The sequence below is a fragment of the Enterobacter sp. D2 genome (assembly GCF_034427575.1).
Lineage (GTDB): Bacteria > Pseudomonadota > Gammaproteobacteria > Enterobacterales > Enterobacteriaceae > Enterobacter > Enterobacter cloacae_M.
Genome location: NZ_JAXQPP010000001.1, coordinates 1,988,111 through 2,006,139, shown reverse-complemented (window position 1 = coordinate 2,006,139; position 18,029 = coordinate 1,988,111). Strand labels below are relative to the sequence as shown.

Below are 18,029 nucleotides of genomic sequence, written 5' to 3'. Positions count from 1 at the left end.
GCCCTCCACCTGTGTTACACCTGCGGGAAAATCAGCTCCAGTGCCTGAATTGAATCTTCCCAGTCGGCGCGTTCAAAAATGCCTTGTTGCAAAAATGCCTCCAGCTGTGGCCACAGGCTAATCGCCTTGTCGAGCATCGGGTCGCTGCCTTTGGCATACGCCCCCACGCTGACCAGATCGCGGTTGCGCTGGAAGCTGGAAAGCAGTTGTTTGAAGTTACGCACGCGGGCGTAGTGCTTCTCGGTTATCAGCGCCGTCATTGCGCGGCTGATAGAGGCTTCAATATCGATGGCCGGATAGTGTCCGGCTTCGGCCAGACGACGCGACAGCACAATATGACCGTCAAGGATCGCGCGCGCGGAGTCGGCAATCGGGTCCTGCTGGTCATCGCCTTCCGTCAGTACCGTATAGAACGCGGTGATGGAGCCGCCGCCGCTGATGCCGTTCCCCGCGCGTTCCACCAGCGCAGGGAGTTTGGCGAAGACCGAAGGCGGGTAGCCTTTGGTCGCCGGTGGCTCACCGATGGCCAGCGCGATTTCACGCTGCGCCATCGCGTAACGGGTCAGGGAATCCATGATCAGCAGCACGTGCTTGCCGCGGTCTCGAAAATCTTCGGCGATACGGGTAGCATACGCGGCACCCTGCATGCGCAGCAGCGGCGACACGTCTGCCGGTGCGGCGATGACCACCGAGCGGGCGCGGCCTTCCGCACCCAGAATGTTTTCAATAAAGTCTTTTACTTCACGACCACGTTCGCCGATCAGCCCCACGACGATCACGTCGGCCTGGGTATAGCGCGCCATCATGCCGAGCAGGACGGATTTGCCTACGCCTGAGCCGGCGAACAGGCCCATACGCTGTCCACGTCCCACGGTCAGCAGGGCGTTAATCGGGCGCACGCCGGTGTCCAGCACATGCTCGATAGGGGTACGCTGCAGGGGGTTGAACGGCTGGGTGATCAGCGCGCCGGTTTCGGTGGTGTCCGGGGAGGGCAGTCCGTCGAGCGGTTTCCCGCTGCCGTCCAGCACGCGGCCCAGCAGGGCAGGGCCAAGCGGCAGCTGTTTCCCGCTTTGCAGCCCGTCGCCAGAAATATTTTTGGCATACACGCGCGCGCCGGGCAGAATGCCTTCCACCTCTTCAAGCGGCATCAGGAACAGGCGCTGGCCGTTAAACCCGACCACTTCGCTTTCAACTTCACGCGTTTCCAGACCATCCTGACGCTCAATGACGCAGGTCGCGCCCAGCGGAAGCTGCAGGCCGGTGGCTTCGAGAACCAGGCCGGTGGCGCGCGTCAGTCGCCCATAACGACGAACGGATGGCAGTAGCGCCATCTTCGTCTCAAAGTTGTCGAGAGTGGTGAGCCAGCGGGTGAGGCGCGCGGTCATCAGACGACTCCCGGTGCCGCCAGGCGGCACAGTTCCTGCCAGCGGGTGGCGACGCTGGCATCCAGATCGCCTTCATCGGCAGAGACTTTGCAGCCGCCGTGATGTAGCGACGGGTCGCCGCGCAGGCGCCAGCCGTGCAGGTTAAGCGTCGCGCCCAGGCTTTCTTCAACGCGCTGCAGGTCGTCCGGATGGACGCGCAGCTGAGGTTTCCCGCTGAACAGCGGCTCCTGCTGAAGCAGACCCTGAATTTGTTTGATAAGCGCGGTGTTATCCACCACGGGCGTCTGGCCGATGACCTGACGCGCGGCTTCCAGCGCCATCTGCATCAGTCGCGAGGCAATCACGCTGTCCAGCGCGTCCAGGGTGTGCTGAAACTCGCTGACCAGCTGCTGCATGCGGGCATGGATCGGCGCCTGCTGCTGGCGCGCCTGATCGATACCGTGCTCTAACCCTTTCGCCAGACCTTCCTGATACCCCTGCTCGTGGCCTTTCTGGCGGCCTTCGTTCAGACCGGCGTTATAGCCCTGCTCGTGCGCCTGCATTTGCAGCTGCGCCAGCATCTGGGCCTGCTGCTCCTCTTCGGTCAGCTCGGGCTGCTCGACGTCCGGGTCAAGCTCTTCGGTTGCGATGACGGCCGGCGTGAACTCGGAGAGGGGAGGCGCCAGATCGTCCGGCGTCCAGCGCTTCCAGGGCAGCTCATTAGACATAGGTGTCGTCTCCGCTGCCAATCACCATCTCGCCGGTTTCCGCCAAACGACGAACAATAAGCAGAATGGCTTTCTGTTCGTTTTCCACCTGAGACAGACGAACCGGGCCGCGGTTGGCAAGGTCGTCGCGCAGGATATCGGCCGCACGCTGAGACATGTTGCGCAGGAACTTCTCGCGCAGCGGCTGCTCGGCGCCTTTGAGGGCGATAAGCAGCGACTCGGAGTCCACTTCCTGGAGCAGGCGCTGGATGCTGCGGTCGTCCACTTCGACAAGGTTTTCGAACAGGAACATCTCGTCGATGATTTTCTGTGCCAGCTCGCCGTCGAATTCGCGAACCGCCGTAATGACGGCCTCTTCCTGCTGCGTTTTCATCAGGTTGATGATTTCCGCCGCCGTTCTCACGCCGCCCATTTTGCTGCGCTTGAGGTTCTGACCGTCGAGCAGGTTGTTCAGCACTTCGGTCAGCTCCGCCAGCGCGGCCGGCTGGACGCCGCCGAAGGTCGCGATACGCAGCATCACATCGTGACGCAGGCGTTCTTCGAACAGCGCCAGAATATCTGCCGCCTGACCGCGTTTGAGGTGGACAAGGATGGTGGCGATAATCTGCGGGTGCTCGTCGCGGATAAGGTCGGCGGCACTCTGCGGCTCCATAAAGTTGAGCGTTTCGATACCGCTGGCGGTATCGCGCGTTTCCAGAATGTCTTCCAGCAGGCTGGAGGCACGCTCTTCGCCCAGCGCCTTGACCAGCACGGAGCGCAGGTAGTCGTTGGCGTTGATGTTCAGCGCGGCAAACTGTTCGGCTTCCTGTTCAAACTCTGCCAGCACTTCGGTCAGCTGCTTGTTGGAGATCTGACGCACGTTGGCCATGGCCGCACTGAGAATTTGCACTTCTCGCTGGGAGAGATGTTTAAACACCTCTGCCGCGCGATCTTCGCCAATGGTCATCAGCAGGATGACGCTTTTATCGGTGCCCGTAAGCGTATTACTCATGTTCGTTACCCATCCACTGGCGGATGACCAGCGCCACGACGCGCGGATCGTTATCTGACATTTCGCGAATGCGCTGGCTCATCACCTCAGCGCCCATGCGCTGGTTAGCACGACGCTGCTGCAACTGTTCATCTTTGCTGAGGCGCACTTCAACCGCTTCTTCCGTTTCCTGGCGCGCATTCATCTGCTCGCGAGCCGCTTTTTCGGCTTCAGCACGGCGCTGGAGCTGCGGACGAACGCCCTTACGCCACAGCAGCCACGCGACAATCAGCACCAGCAGCCAGCGTCCTGCGGACATCAGCTGGTCGATAAACGCCTGCTGTTGCCAGAACGGCAGTTCACCGCCGGTCTCATCAACCGAGTTGAACGGTGAGTTCACCACGTTGAGGGTATCGCCGCGCTTCTCGGAGTAACCCATCGCTTCACGGGTCAGGTTTTCAATCTGCTTCATCTGCTCGGCGGTCAACGGCAGCGGTTTGCCGTCCGCCAGCGTTTTGTAGTTCACCACTACCGCAACGGAAAGACGCTGAATATCGCCAACGTTCAGTTTAGTGTGGCGAATCGTTCTATCCACTTCGTAGTTCGTGGTTTCGTTACGGCTGCTGCTACGCGGACCGGCGTTACTGGTCGTTGAGGTGGTCTGCTGATTATTTTGCTGACCGTTCTGCTGATTGGCCGGCGGCGTAGAGATCGGTGCCGCGTTAGCCGGGGCAGGCTGGTTAGACAGCGCGCCCGGCACGCCGCCCGGGTAGGCACCGCCGATCTGTTCGTTCGAATTGATCTGGCGTGAACGCATCACCGCCTGAGCCGCATCGCCGTTCGGGCTGTATTGTTCTTCAGTTTGTTCTTTATTCGCGAAGTCGATCTGCGCGGTAACCTGCGCGTGCACGTTGCTGTTACCCACCACCGGGCCGAGGATGGCTTCAATACGCCGCTGGAGACGGTTTTCGACATCGGCGGCATACTTCAGCTGCGCATCATTCAGATCGCGACCGGCGGTATTGGATTGCGTCAGCAGGTGACCGCTTTGGTCGACCAGCGTCACGTTACCCGGCGGCAGGCCGGCGACGGCGCTGGAAACGAGGTGCGTCACCGCGCTGATTTGCCCTTCGTCCAGCGCGCGGCCAGGCTCAAGGTTCACGGTAACGGAAGCCGAAGGTGATTTCTGTTCGCGGACAAATAAAGAAGGTTTAGGCATCGCCAGGTGCACGCGGGCACTCTTCACCGGGCCTAACGTTTCAATGGTGCGGGCCAGTTCACCTTCCAGCGCACGCTGGTAGTTCACCTGCTCGCTGAACTGGCTGATACCGAATTTTTCCTGATCCAGCAGCTCAAAGCCAACCGCACCGCCTTTCGGCAGCCCCTGCTGAGCCAGACGCAGACGCAGCTCGTGCACCTTATCTGCCGGTACTTCAAGCGCACCGCCATTATCGGCAAAGCGATAAGGGATGTTCATCTGGGTAAGCTGGGTGACGATGGCGCCGCCATCCTGATCGGAAAGGTTGCTGTAGAGCGTCCGGTAATCAGGGCTTTTCGCCCACAGGACCATCGCTACAAGGATCGCAATTGCGGCAGCGCCTGCCACGATCAACGGGATTTTAGGATTCGCGCGAAGGCGGTTCATCCACTCGAGTGATTTATTCTGCGGCGCTGTCGATGCTGTTGCACTCATTGCGCACCTCTTAAATCCTGGTGGTTTACGTTATTCGTGTAGAGAAACAAAACTGACTCCCGGGTCGGCAAACACGACAAAAGTTCCATATTGATGGCCCTGCCATTATTTGATGATTCGTGATTTTCTATGCGTCAAATAACCTGGTTTTTTCATGCTATTTACCGCCATTATCTTATTGACAAGCTGTTAGTCTTGACCGCGTAAAAAACCATCCAGGGGAGAGTCATGGCTATACAGGGCATTGAAGGGGTAATCAGTCAGTTGCAGGCAACGGCGATGACGGCCCGTAATCAGAATGTGGCAGATCAGCAGCCGAGCATCAGCTTCGCGGGGCAACTGCATGCCGCTCTTGACCGTATCAGTGATACCCAGACCGCCGCGCGCACTCAGGCCGAAAAGTTCACCCTCGGTGAGCCGGGCGTGGCGCTGAATGATGTGATGACCGATTTGCAAAAAGCCTCGGTTTCTCTGCAAATGGGGATCCAGGTGCGTAACAAGCTGGTGTCTGCGTATCAGGAAGTGATGGGGATGCAGGTTTAGGCAGTGAAATGTCTTACCGAGATTTCAGACGTAGTTTCTTTTTACAAAGAAAGTTTACAGGATTACTTATGTTACCAAGAGTTCACGTCGTTAACTCATCACAAGGTAGCTTTCTGACCTTTGGCAATGATGTCATTTCCAATCACCTCTTTACCCAGGACAACTGGGAAAACTGGCTTTTTGCTATTACAGGTGAATTCACCAGAGGTTTTGATAAGCCTATAGTGTTCGATCTCGGGGCAAATCTGGGGGCGTATACCATACCTACAGCACTCATGCTGAATGAGCAAAATGGCCATATTTATTCTTTCGAACCACAAAAGGTTGTGTATTATCAGCTCTGCGGAAATATTTTCCTCAATCGTCTCAATAATGTAACAGCCCTGAACAAAGGGGTTGGTGCGGCAAATGGGATACTTGAGTTGCCAGTACCTGACTACCATAAAATGTATAACGTTGGTGGTTTTTCCATGATTGAGCAATATCGTTCAAACACGGGAGTAGAGGCGGCGATGAGCGGAGAAAAAGATGTCGTTCAAATTATCAAACTTGATGATGTTCTGTTTGAACAGAAAACGCGATTTTTGAAGATTGATGTCGAAGGCCTGGAACTGGAAGTTTTAAAAGGTGCCGTCGGATTCCTTGAGCATAATAATTTCCCTCCCTTTTCTTTCGAAGCATGGGATTTACCCTGGTTTAAGGAACAGCGTGAGGCATTGATGACCTTTATTCTTGAGCTGGGATACACAGTAGAACATATTCAGTTTGATGATTATCTGGCTCACCATCCTAAAAATGAGGCGAAAGTTGATTTCCTTCGCGATCAAAATGATCAACTGACTCGCGTCGTACGTGTGGCATAAAGTCTATGAGTCATCTGCAATAGGTAATTCTTATTTCATAAAGGGTTCTGACTAGAGTTGCGCGCGTTTTAATGCCAAAATGAATTTTTTCATTAACCTGGATTTTTCATGAAAAAGTTAGCAGTCACAGGCGCTCTGATAATCCTTGCCGGGTGTGTCCAGGTGGATAACTATCAAGATGTGATCAAACATCCTGTCCCGGCAAATCTGGCCGGATACTGGCAGTCGAAAGGGCCGCAGAGCAACATGGTCAGCCCGAAGGCGATTGCCACGCTGGTGGTGACGGAAGAGGGCGATACGCTGGACTGCCGTCAGTGGCAGCGCGTGATTGCCGTGCCGGGTAAAATCATGCTGCGTTCAGACAGTTATTACAACGTGACGCGTAAGCTGGATATCTATCCGCTGGAGCGCGACGGCTCGACGCTTGAGTACGACGGGCTGGAACTGCAGAAGGTCGACCGCCCAACGGTTGAGTGTGCCGATTACCTGAGCAAGAATCCGCTCGAGAGTAAACAACCGTAGCCGTTTATTGCAGGGTGGCGCTGACGCTTACCCTGCGGTTAAAAGCAAAACGGCAACCTCGTTGCCGTTTTTGGTGTTTGCGCCCTCTCCCTGTGGGAGAGGGACGGGGTGAGGGCATCAGGCCGCACTTTGCCAGTACTACAGCGCATCCTCTATCACCCAAACGCTGACGCTTCCCCCATTACAGGTAAACGTCCCTTCGCCATCCGCCGCCGTGGTGATGGTTTCTTCGCGATTGCCGAGAAAATCCCGCCACGTTTTGTTGCCGTAGTTTTCCCCAAGACAAATCACTTTTTCACCATCATCCCCGTTCGACAGCACTACCACGCACCCGGGATCGTCTTCCGTACCGCTGCGGCTGAAGGCGATGCAGTTTGGATGGTCGAAAAACAGCGTCTGCACGCCGTGGGCAAAACGCTGGCGTGCGAGGATCAGCTCGTGAAGCTGCTCAATGACCGGCATATCAATATGGTACGTTTCACCGTCTCCTCCCGCGTCGTCATAGCTGGCGCCGAAAAGATCCGGATAAAAGACGCTCGGCACGCCATTTTCCCGCAGCAGGATCAGCGCGTACGCCAGCGGTTTAAACCAGGCTTCGACCGGTGCTTCAAGCGCCTGCAGAGGCTGGGTGTCATGGTTCGCGACGAGGGTGACCGCATGAAACGGATCGGCTTCTACCAGGGTGCCGGTGAAGATTTGGCTCATGTCGTAATCCCGGCCCTGACGTGACGCCTCGTGGAATTTCATCTGCAGAGGGGCATCAAACAGCATGGTTTTGCCTTCGACCTGGTCAATATAGGCCTGAAGTTTATCCACCTCATGGGACCAGTATTCCGCCACGATAAACAGCGGCTGGTCGGCGACTTCCTGGACGTGCTCAATCCACTCTTTGTAAAACCAGGCGGGAATATGCTTAACGGCGTCCAGACGAAAACCGTCGCAGCGCGTCTGTTCCATGACCCAGCGGGCCCAGTATTTGATCTCCTCGGTCACGGCGTGGTTGCGAAAGTCGATATTTTCGCCCATCAGGTAATCGAAGTTGCCCATCTCATCATCAACCTGATCGTTCCAGCCTTCGCCGGTGTAGTCGTTGACGATTTTAAAGATGCCGTCTTCATCGGGGTTTTCAATATGGTCGACGCCGCTGAAGCATTTGTAGTCCCAGATAAACTGTGAGTACTGCCCGGCCCGGGCAGGGAAGGTGTAGCGAGTCCAGGCTTCGCACTCAATGACCTCGTCATCGATTTGCGTGCGGTCCTGTTCGTTCACGCGCTGAACGCGCACGGGCTCTTTTTCATCGGCGCCCATTTTGTGGTTGACCACCACATCCAGCAGCACGGCAATGTCGTTGCTTTTGAGGGCATCAATGGCCTCCAGCAGCTGCGCCTTGTCGCCGTATTTCGTGGCGATACTGCCTTTCTGGTCAAACTCGCCAAGATCGAACAGGTCATAGGTGTCATAGCCGACAGAATACCCGCCGGATGCCCCTTTACAGGCGGGCGGCAGCCAGATCATGTTGATGCCGATTTCGTTAAGATTGGGAGCTAACGCCGTGACCTCTCGCCACAATTCACCGCCAGCAGGGTAGTACCAGTGAAAACATTGTAACAGGGTGGGGTTTTTCATCATCCTTGCTCCAGAAGCCATTGGCAGACTTCTGGAGTATGGATGAAGAAATCATAGTTGTGTGTCGCGGGTAAAACTTTCTGGATAAAGAATATTCCCTGACAGCTTTCCATAGGTAGACGTGATGGATTGCTGTTTGCCGGTTTGATCAATAAGAATGCGGAGCTCTTCCATACGCATAGCCAGTAACTCTTTGAGTTCGCTTTCATTTTTAAGCACATTTTCAAGCAACAATCTGGCCTGTTCGATGTGAGGCCGCGGAGCTGATGTTATTGGATTCTGCGATATATGTTCAATAAGTTGAACATAAGTAATTTCATGTGTGATTAGATCGTCCCATTGACCGGCTTTAGCCAGCTTAAGCATGGAAAGGCTGAGATTATGTAGCGCCTGCCAGGCGCTAAGTACAGAGTTGGGGGTGTTCATTAAAGATTATCCTGGTTAGAGGAGACATTAGAGCCAATTTGTTTCCACGCGTCAGCAATGTTATTCAATAATTCCTCAACTTCGAGGATAGCCCCTTCGTCATTACGTAAATTAGCATGTAACAGACGACGAATCATATAGTCATACAGTGCAGCAAGGTTCGCGGAAAGCGGACCTTCGATCTCCATATTCAAGCCAGCCTTTAAACCATTGTCGATGATATTTATTGCTTTCGACAGTGCTTCCCCTTTCTCGGCAATACGACCTTCGTTGAGGAAAAGCCGGGCACGGACAAGGGCACTGAGTGCCCCGTCAAATAGCATGGTCACAAGTTGATGCGGATTTGCACTCATTACCGCACTTTCAAGACCAATTTGTTGATATGCACGTGCACCAATTTGTGAGTACATGATTATTCCTTAACTGCTAGAGGAACTAAATTGCTGTTTCAGATAGGTGGATGTATTGTTCATTTTGCTCATCAACGTATCCAGATTAGTGAATTGCGCCTTATATCGCGCCATTGTGGCTTCTATATTGGCTTCCATCGCATCATAGCGTTTGTCAAGCGTTTTCAGTGTCGTGTTAATACCATCAGTAGCATTCTTGATAATCCCTTCTTTGCCCGCTGTTGTGCTCAACATATTCGTGAGCATCGTACCCATTTGTGTCGCGAGTCCGGTTGTCTTGCCATCACCGGCAAAATATTCCTGTACCGCTTCTGGATTATCCGTTAACGCCTTGCTCAATTTGCTGGAATCAACCTTAAGATTGCCTAATGAACCGTCTGCTCCCGTTGCGGTATCCTGCGTCACGCCAAGCTGAGCCAGGATTGCATAAGAGCCTGACTGCACCTCAGTTAATAATCCACGTAACTGCGACTGCACCGAACGTACCGTACTATCACCAATTAACGCGCCATTATTTGCGGACTGGCTCTCACCGGCATCAACCTTTACATATTTTGTGACGGACGTAATGGTGGACTGTAAAGCGTTGTAGGCCGTTACCCAGTCAGTAATGGCTTTCTGTGTGGTGTCAGCAGCACGGGTGATATTTAGATTTTCACTGCTCGTGCTTTCATTTTTAAGGCTCAGGGTAATACCCGGTAGGGCATCAGTAATCGTGTTAGTTGAACGCTCAATCGTAATGTCGTTGATAATGACTTGCGAATTTTGGGATGCCGTCTGTTGATTCATCACCCCTGTGTGAGTCGATGAATCATAGCCAATGACGTTTTGTAATGTGCTGTCACCTGAGACGCTCACCGTCATATCATTTGCTGTACCAGATGTTTTTGATGTCAGCATTAAAGTATAGTCACCGTCTTTCGCTTTAACGACGGTAGCAGTAACGTTACCGTTCGCTTTGTTAATCGCGCTGGCAATTCCATTTAATGAGGTATCGGAATCGCCGAGTGTAACGGTCAGCGGCGTTGTTGAGCCGGCTTGTGCAATGGTTATTGTACGGGTTGCACCCGTTGTCGCGCCTAACGGTGAAGTCGCGCTAGTCTGGCTGGCAGTGGTCAGTACCTGCGCTTTTGCCAGCGCTTTGACCTGAACGGTATAGCTACCGACGGTAGCGCCCGTGGCTGTGGTTGCCGTGAAGGAGTTATTGGTCGATCCTACGGCTGTTGCGTTCCATGTATCAGTTTTAGAAAGCGCTGCAGTGGCGGTATTGAGCGTTTGCATCGCACTTTGCAGCTTACTGAACGCACTGAGTTGCGCGTTATAAGAGGTTTGCTGATTCGTTATTGTCGTTAATTTTGTTTTTTCAGCATTTTCAAGATTCGTGTAGAGCGTCTGTAGATCCAAACCTGAGCCTACGCCAAGACTACTGATTGTTGCACTTGCCATTAGATTGTTTCCTTTAGTCAATGGTAGTTTCAGCTAGTTATCGGCGGCTTGAGAAAATAGTTTAACCATTAGCTAAGAAAATTATCGGTTGAATAAGCGGTATTCTCCTCGGCATATACCCTCTTCGTTAACGGTATGAAGGATGCAGCCCTAGGGTATTGCGTATAGCCCGACAAAGATGAACGCCATAAATAATTCTGTTTTTGGTATGGTGATTTAAATTTTTTCCTTACAAATTAACTCGTTAAAAAAAATTCAATGAAAATTCTAAAGTCTTCAAAACGTTCGTCGATAACCTTTTTGACGGTGAGAGACGCCGTGAGTGTTAAGCACCGACCCTAGAATCCAATTTGAAGGAATTAAATTATGTCAGTAATCAATACTAACCTGTTATCCCTGTCTACTCAGAACAACCTGAACAAATCTCAGTCTGCTCTGGGTACCGCGATTGAGCGTCTGTCTTCTGGCCTGCGTATCAACAGCGCTAAAGACGATGCTGCTGGTCAGGCGATTGCTAACCGCATGAATTCTCAGATCAAGGGCATGACTCAGGCTGCTCGTAATGCCAACGATGGCATCTCTATGATTCAGACTGCTGAAGGCAACCTGAACGAAATTAACACCAACTTGCAGCGTATCCGTGAACTGTCCGTACAGGCAGCAAACGGCACTAACCAAGACACTGACATGACCTCCATCAACACCGAGATCAACCAGCGTCTGTCTGAAATCGACCGTATCGCAGGTGCTGCAAACTTCAACGGTAAAAACCTGCTGGATGGTTCTCAGAGCGGCGGCGTAACCATTCAGGTTGGTGCAAACACCAAAGCTGGCGATACCATCAGCATCGGTTCTGACTCTCTGATCAATGCTAAGCTCAGCTCTCTGGCATCTGGTACTGCCCTGTCCGGCGGCACGGCATCTATCAGCGACAACACCACTGCAAAAGCGGTTATTGACGCAGTTGATACTGCGCTTAAAGGTATCGACGGTGCGCGTAGCAACCTGGGTGCAATGCAGAACCGTTTCGAATCTACCGTTAACAACCTGAACAACTCAGTAACTAACTTGTCTGCAGCACAGTCTCGTATCCAGGATGCTGACTACGCAACCGAAGTGTCTAACATGTCACGTGCACAGATCCTGCAACAGGCTGGTACTTCTGTTCTGTCTCAGGCAAACCAGGTTCCACAGTCTATGCTGTCTCTGCTGCGTTAATTCTTACGTCCTTAATATTCAAAAACCCGGCGTTGCCGGGTTTTTGTTATATTCTCCAACTCCAATTAAATGTTGATAGACTTGAAAATATTATGCGCAAAATTTTACTTACCATTGACAGGTTTGAACACTATGGTCAACACGAGAGTATCTTTTTTGATTTGATAGAATATTTTCATCGTCACAACTGGCAGGTCGATGTTTTTGCCAAAACCACGGGTCGGTATTGGCTCAACAATTTGAATGTTATAAACGAAAATAAAACCATTCGCTTGTTGGAACAACCCGATGGTCAGTTGCACGCTTTCTATGACCTGATGTGGATATTTAACGGCTATATACCCGCCGAGCTGAACACGATTTTTATGCAAGGAGACTGGGTTTCCAGAGTCTTCTTCCATCACTTTTACAGTTACGCTGATTATGATTTACCCTACGGCGCTGATGTGGAAAATGCGCTTTCCTGCAACAGTTTTGCCTGCTCTACCGCTAGCTATGTCCGCTTAGTTGAAAAGGGAATTAAACAACCTCGAATCAAGATTTTCCCGCTCACCGTTAATAATCAATTTGCGTCTGCCTCAGGTGTATTCACTGATAAACTCGAAAAAGCACTGCTGATCTCCAGTGGGTATAATAAAAATTTAGTTGAGCTCACCGAGTCATTCCAGACCAGAAATATTGAACTGGATTACTATAATCTCGACTCTGCGCCAGGTCCTGTAACGCCAGCGTTGCTGTCACAATATCAGCTTATTATTGGTGATGAAGCCCGAGTTGTACTTGCCATGGGCATGGGTTTACCAGTTGTGATATCAGACGGTATTTCCTCACACGGTTATCTAACAGAAGCAAATCTGCTGGAACGCAGTGATTATCACTTTGCACTGACAGGTGCTCCCAAAATCGCTAACCAAAACCGTTGGATAAAAGAGATCCTTGACGGTTACTCTCAGGCAGCCCAATGGGCTTGGGAATACCGGGCTGAAGCAAACGCGCAGCTTTCTTTAGACGCCTGTGTTGGACGGATACTCGAACGTCTGCCTGCGCCAAAAGTATTAAAAATTTCGCAAGAACAGTACCGCAATCTCGAGTTTCACCGCAAGGTTATGGACAGTTTCGGGGAAGAAACAACGCGGTCAGTCGGTAGCTGGATGAATGATAGAAAACCGACATCATTGCGTTCCGCAATTATAGGTACGTTGCTTCAGTCTTTCCCTGCCTGCGCCAGTATTTCGGTCATAATCATCGATCGTGAAGGCGAACGAGATAAGCTGCGTGCGAGTTTACGCTCTGTTAATAACCAGACATTAACTGCCGATTCACTCATCGTCGTAGGTAAGCAATCATCGCATTCTATTACTGACGATTCGACAATACGCTTCGTGGGTGATCTGAATCTGGCGGTGGACGGGATCGCATCCGCTAATTTGCTCATTATAGAGGCAGGCGATATCCTGGAAGAGCATGCACTACTTACCTGTGCCGAGTTTACGATGCGGGATCCGCAGAAGGCGTTTTGGTATTTTGATGAACTCATTATCCGTGATGATAAGGAAGATGGCTTAATTCTTAAGCCGGAATGCGATATAGATATGTTGCGTGCGCATCCTTATATCGGCTCCAGTGCCTTTATTTCGACAGATGCATTACGTCGGCGCAATGGATTTAATCCAGACTGCCTGTATCTCAGTCATATCGATCTTTGCTGGAAATTAATTGAAGAAGAAGGACCGTTCGCGGTCGGTCATATTCCTGAGGCGCTGGTCGCCAGAACCATCAGTATGAGCGAATGGTGTAAAAAACCCGCTATCATTGATGAAATGAAAATTATCACCGCCGCACATCTCTCACGCTGCGGCATACGTGCAACGATCGCATTCGGCGAAGAGCCTGGCGTCCAGTTCGTGACGTATCAACTTCCCGCTATCGCGAAGGTGTCGGTGATTATTCCGACCAGGGACCGTCTGGTGTTGCTCCAGCGCTGTATTGATTCTTTGATGGAGAAAACTGCTTACCATCAGTATGAAATCATCATTGTTGATAATGGTTCAACTGATGAGGATGCGAGAAGGTATCTGGATCAGCTAGAGTCGATGCAACTGACTCAAATTAGAGTTCTGCGCTGGGAAACTGCATTCAACTTTGCTGCTATCAACAACTACGCTAGCCGTTATGCAACAGGTGAGTACCTGTTGTTCATGAACAATGATATTGAAATTCACGATGGCAACTGGATGGGGGCTTTAGTCGAACTCACTCAACGCCCGGAAGTCGCTATTGTCGGGAGTAAACTTGAATATCCGGATGGTACGCTGGAGCATGGTGGGTATATTACAGGCATCAATGACGGCGTGGTTGTCTGTGGGAAAGGGAGCTCACCGGATGACACTGGCTTCCTTAGCCGGCTGAAGATCCCTCGGGGCGCTCATGCAGTAAGTGCAGCATGCATGATGGTGCGTAAAGACGTATTTGATGAGCTTGGCGGATTCGATGAGGAGAATTTCCCGATCTACTATGCTGACGTTGATTTGGCATTAAAAGCGAAAGCGCAAGGGTATATAACCCTATGGACACCGTTTAGCCGAGTTAAGCACCTTGGCGGAGCTTCGCGTTTGTTCCCTGAAAAATTTGCAGTCGCTACTCATGCGGATGAAGCATGCAATGATGTGCTGTTGGAGAAGTGGGGAGCAGAACTGGCACGTGATCCTTATTACAATCCAAATATGAATCGTCTCGGGTCGACATTCAGCCTGAACACACGCATGTCGCGCTTACCGCATGCGCTGCCCGGAAAGCCGTTACCTGTGATCATGGGGACCCACATTAACTGGACAGGATGCGGAAATTATCGCGTCATTAAACCTCTTCACGCGCTTCAGCAAGAGTTGAAGGCTGATGGAGGTTTGATCCTCGGCCTGCCTACGGTGATGGAAGTAGCGCAGTTCCAGCCCGATCGCCTGATCCTTGAAGTGCCTATCGCCGATGATATTCCCCAGACAGTACAACGCTATCGTCAGGTCTGTAATGCCAAAATTATTATGGAATTTGATGATTACTATTTAGACGTCCCTGAGAAAAATATCTTCAGGGAAAATGTACCAAAAGACATCCAGAATCGACTGACCTCGGCTCTGGCCCAGGCTGACTGGGTTGTCGTATCAACTGAGCCGCTGGCTGAAGCCTATTCTCGTTTTCATTCGGATATCCGCGTGGCCAAAAATCGCTTGGATATAGAACTGTGGGGGAACCTCAAGTCCGCTAAACGCCGCGGTAAAAAACCGCGTGTAGGTTGGGCGGGGGGGGCGAGCCATACGGGCGATCTCGAAATATTATTACCGATCATTTCTGAATTAAAAGATGAAGTGGAATGGGTGTTTATGGGGATGAAGCCTGAAGGCGTCGCGTGCGAGTTCCATTTACCTGTGCCTTTTGAGCATTATCCGCAAAAGCTGAGTGAACTTGATCTTGATCTGGCATTGGTCCCGCTCGAACAGAATCTGTTTAACGAATGTAAAAGTAATCTACGTCTCTTAGAACTGGGAAGTTGCGGATTCCCCATTATCTGCACGGATATCGAGCCTTATCGCTGTGGCCTGCCCGTTCATCGGGTAAAAAATACCCCTAATGCGTGGATTGCTGCAGTTCGTGAATACATTCACGACTGGAACGCGCTTGAGAAGGCTGGTGAAGAACTGCGCAAAGCAGTGCATCGCGACTGGATGTTAAGAGATGGCGGTCTGGATGATTGGCAGCGTGCATGGATAGGCTAATGCTTGTACCCAGGGGAAGAGCGCCAGAAACTGGCGGTGTCTGAAACGAAGAATAGGTAAATGATGTATGTATCAAGGTGAAAAAATTGGAGTGGGGATCGTCACTTATAATCGTAAAGACGGTTTGCTTAAATTATTAAACTCTCTTCCGCGCCAATGTATTGATGAACTGGTCATTATTAATGATGGACAACATTTTCCTGAGTATTCCGGTCTGGATTGCCACTATATATTGAATGAAGAGAATCTTGGGGTAGGATGCAGCAAAAATCGGGCGCTATCTTACCTGCGAGAGAAGGGCGTTGATCACTATTTCCTCATTGAGGATGACGTGTTTGTCAAACGGAATGATGTTTTTCATCGCTACATTGAAATGTCCCGCCTCACGGGGGTACAACACTTCAATTTCAGTCAGCATGGGTTACTGAATGTTAATCAGCAGGGGCAGCCACTCTTACGGATGCGCTGCGATTATGCCGGAGAAAAACTATTTATGTTCCCTTCCTGTGTCGGGGCATTTAGCTACTACACCGCGCTGGCGCTTGATACAGTGGGGCTCATGGATGAACGTTTCTATAATGCGCTTGAACATGTAGACCATACCATTGCGGTCATAGATGCTGGCATGCATCCTCCGTTTGGTTATTTTGCAGATATAGCAGATTCACAAGACTATATTGGCGATGAGGGATGGAGCACTAAGCAATCTACAATTTCAGGCGAGCTCACTTTCAGAGCAATAGTTACAGTTGCTTTGCAACGGTTTAAACAAAAGCGTGGTTTCGTGCCTGCAGATATTACTATTGAGAACACAAAGAAAGTTACCCGGATGCTGGAAAAAATCCATAGCAAATATACAGTTAAACACTAAATGGTACAATAAAATGTTCAGCAAGCCAGTAGAGGAAAAACGACTGGCTGCAGAATTTCCTGTTCTAATCTCAAAATAACCCCCCATTTCACCCATTATTCATCCAATTGAACGCCCTGCAGAATCGGATAATCATGCCGATAACTCAACTAACGCAGGGCTGTTTATCGTGAATTCACTCTATACCGCTGAAGGTGTAATGGATAAACACTCGCTGTGGCAGCGTTATGTCCCGCTGGTGCGTCACGAAGCATTGCGCCTCCAGGTGCGCTTGCCGGCGAGCGTGGAACTCGACGATCTGCTACAGGCGGGCGGTATCGGGTTATTGAATGCAGTTGACCGATACGACGCTCTGCAAGGAACGGCATTTACGACTTACGCAGTTCAGCGTATTCGTGGTGCGATGCTGGACGAGCTGCGCAGCCGAGACTGGGTGCCGCGCAGCGTTCGCCGCAACGCGCGCGAAGTGGCGCATGCGATGGGGCAACTGGAACAGGAACTGGGACGTAACGCAACGGAAACCGAAGTGGCGGAACGTCTTGGCATTGCTGTTGAAGAGTATCGTCAGATGTTGCTCGATACCAATAATAGCCAACTCTTCTCTTATGACGAGTGGCGAGAAGAGCATGGCGATAGCATCGAGCTGGTGACGGACGAGCACCAGCAGGAGAACCCGTTACACCATTTAATGGAAGGGAATTTACGCCAGCGCGTCATGGAGGCTATTGAAGCTCTGCCTGAACGCGAACAGCTGGTATTGACCCTTTATTACCAGGAAGAGCTTAACCTCAAAGAGATTGGCGCTGTTCTGGAGGTGGGAGAGTCGCGGGTGAGCCAGCTGCACAGCCAGGCCATTAAACGCTTACGAACCAAGCTGGGTAAGTTATAGGTGATTGATTCACCTTAAAAATGCCGCACAACGTATTGACAACCAGGAGTTATCATGACGGTGCAGCAATCTAAAAGACGGCCTTTAAGCCGCTACCTGAAAGACTTTAAACACAGCCAGACGCATTGCGCCCACTGTAACAAGTTACTCGATCGTATCACGCTGGTTCGCCGGGGCGAAATCGTCAATAAGATTGCGATTTCGCGTCTCGACACGTTGATGGACGAAGCAGCATGGCTCGAAGAGCAAAAAGAGTGGGTGGCGCTTTGCCGTTTCTGTGGGGATCTCCACTGCAAAGAGCAAAGCGACTTCTTCGATATTATCGGCTTCAAGCAGTTCCTGTTTGAACAAACGGAGATGAGCCACGGCACCGTTCGCGAATATGTCGTTCGCCTGCGCCGCCTTGGGCAACATCTGACCGTAAACAATATTTCTCGCGATCTGCTGAAAACCGGTTATCTGGATGAAAATCTGGAGCCGTGGCTGCCTGCGACCAGCACCAATAACTACCGAATTGCGCTGCGCAAGTATGCGCAATACAAGGTGCAAATGCCGGGTGCCATAAAGCAGAAAGCCCACGCCGGAACAACTTCTGATATATATTAAAAAAGAATAAGATGTAGCGCAGTCGCCTTTGACGTGGCAGGCGATTTCTCTACACTACGTAAAAATTCCACTATATCGGGGTAT

At 51.4% G+C, this 18,029-nt stretch carries 16 protein-coding genes; 8 read left to right on the top strand and 8 right to left on the bottom strand.

All coding sequences use genetic code 11. The annotated features are described in order from the left end of the window. Positions 1–14: 14 nt before the first annotated feature. From fliI to fliF, 4 genes are read right to left on the bottom strand one after another with little or no spacing between them, the layout of a single operon-like run. Positions 15–1,385, bottom strand: coding sequence for a flagellar protein export ATPase FliI (fliI, locus tag SPG90_RS09640; RefSeq protein WP_023312303.1), 1,371 nt, complete (start codon positions 1,383–1,385; stop codon positions 15–17). Next, positions 1,385–2,092 (bottom strand): flagellar assembly protein FliH, encoded by a 708-nt coding sequence (gene fliH / locus SPG90_RS09635; protein ID WP_023312302.1) that lies wholly within the window; start codon positions 2,090–2,092, stop codon positions 1,385–1,387. Before fliH ends, fliI begins: the two co-directional genes overlap by 1 nt. Continuing rightward, entirely contained in the window at positions 2,085–3,083 is a 999-nt protein-coding gene (gene fliG / locus SPG90_RS09630; RefSeq protein WP_023312301.1) for a flagellar motor switch protein FliG, read from the bottom strand. The genes fliH and fliG overlap by 8 nt, the downstream gene beginning before the upstream one ends. Next, positions 3,076–4,755 (bottom strand): flagellar basal-body MS-ring/collar protein FliF, encoded by a 1,680-nt coding sequence (gene fliF, locus SPG90_RS09625; protein ID WP_126303821.1) that lies wholly within the window; start codon positions 4,753–4,755, stop codon positions 3,076–3,078. The genes fliG and fliF overlap by 8 nt, the downstream gene beginning before the upstream one ends. 228 nt (positions 4,756–4,983) lie before the next feature. Between fliF and fliE the strand changes: the two genes are divergently transcribed. From fliE to yedD, 3 genes are all read left to right on the top strand, one after another. Beyond that, on the top strand, positions 4,984–5,298 hold the full coding sequence (gene fliE / locus SPG90_RS09620) for a flagellar hook-basal body complex protein FliE (protein ID WP_008500329.1): 315 nt from the start codon (positions 4,984–4,986) through the stop codon (positions 5,296–5,298). A gap of 68 nt (positions 5,299–5,366) precedes the next feature. After that, positions 5,367–6,161, top strand: coding sequence for an FkbM family methyltransferase (locus SPG90_RS09615; RefSeq protein WP_045403211.1), 795 nt, complete (start codon positions 5,367–5,369; stop codon positions 6,159–6,161). 108 nt (positions 6,162–6,269) lie between these two features. Next, positions 6,270–6,683, top strand: a complete 414-nt coding sequence (gene yedD / locus SPG90_RS09610; RefSeq protein ID WP_126303819.1) for a lipoprotein YedD — start codon at positions 6,270–6,272, stop codon at positions 6,681–6,683. A 138-nt stretch (positions 6,684–6,821) separates the two neighbouring features. Here the strand turns inward: yedD and amyA are convergent, their stop codons facing one another. Genes amyA through fliD form a run of 4 tightly spaced genes read right to left on the bottom strand, consistent with a single transcriptional unit; the run spans position 6,822 to position 10,591 of the window. Further along, the gene (gene amyA / locus SPG90_RS09605) at positions 6,822–8,309 is read right to left on the bottom strand and encodes an alpha-amylase (protein WP_045356878.1); all 1,488 of its coding nucleotides are present in this window, start codon (positions 8,307–8,309) and stop codon (positions 6,822–6,824) included. A 51-nt stretch (positions 8,310–8,360) separates the two neighbouring features. After that, a complete protein-coding gene (gene fliT, locus SPG90_RS09600; RefSeq protein ID WP_045403218.1) occupies positions 8,361–8,735 on the bottom strand; it encodes a flagella biosynthesis regulatory protein FliT in 375 nt (124 codons plus the stop codon). Beyond that, positions 8,735–9,145 carry a flagellar export chaperone FliS gene (fliS, locus tag SPG90_RS09595; protein WP_045356867.1) on the bottom strand — a complete coding sequence of 137 codons (411 nt, stop codon included), beginning with the start codon at positions 9,143–9,145 and terminating at the stop codon, positions 8,735–8,737. The genes fliT and fliS overlap by 1 nt, the downstream gene beginning before the upstream one ends. A gap of 9 nt (positions 9,146–9,154) precedes the next feature. Then, on the bottom strand, positions 9,155–10,591 hold the full coding sequence (fliD, locus tag SPG90_RS09590; protein WP_045356865.1) for a flagellar filament capping protein FliD: 1,437 nt from the start codon (positions 10,589–10,591) through the stop codon (positions 9,155–9,157). 366 nt (positions 10,592–10,957) lie between these two features. Between fliD and SPG90_RS09585 the strand changes: the two genes are divergently transcribed. From SPG90_RS09585 to fliZ, 5 genes are all read left to right on the top strand, one after another. Beyond that, entirely contained in the window at positions 10,958–11,809 is an 852-nt protein-coding gene (locus SPG90_RS09585; protein WP_045356863.1) for a flagellin domain-containing protein, read from the top strand. Between the two features lie 92 nt (positions 11,810–11,901). Continuing rightward, positions 11,902–15,579 carry a glycosyltransferase gene (locus SPG90_RS09580; protein ID WP_126303817.1) on the top strand — a complete coding sequence of 1,226 codons (3,678 nt, stop codon included), beginning with the start codon at positions 11,902–11,904 and terminating at the stop codon, positions 15,577–15,579. A gap of 67 nt (positions 15,580–15,646) precedes the next feature. Continuing rightward, positions 15,647–16,450 carry a glycosyltransferase gene (locus SPG90_RS09575; RefSeq protein ID WP_052671441.1) on the top strand — a complete coding sequence of 268 codons (804 nt, stop codon included), beginning with the start codon at positions 15,647–15,649 and terminating at the stop codon, positions 16,448–16,450. A gap of 169 nt (positions 16,451–16,619) precedes the next feature. Then, positions 16,620–17,339, top strand: coding sequence for an RNA polymerase sigma factor FliA (locus tag SPG90_RS09570; RefSeq protein ID WP_014170714.1), 720 nt, complete (start codon positions 16,620–16,622; stop codon positions 17,337–17,339). Between the two features lie 54 nt (positions 17,340–17,393). Then, positions 17,394–17,945, top strand: coding sequence for a flagella biosynthesis regulatory protein FliZ (fliZ, locus tag SPG90_RS09565; protein WP_008500339.1), 552 nt, complete (start codon positions 17,394–17,396; stop codon positions 17,943–17,945). Positions 17,946–18,029 lie beyond the last annotated feature (84 nt).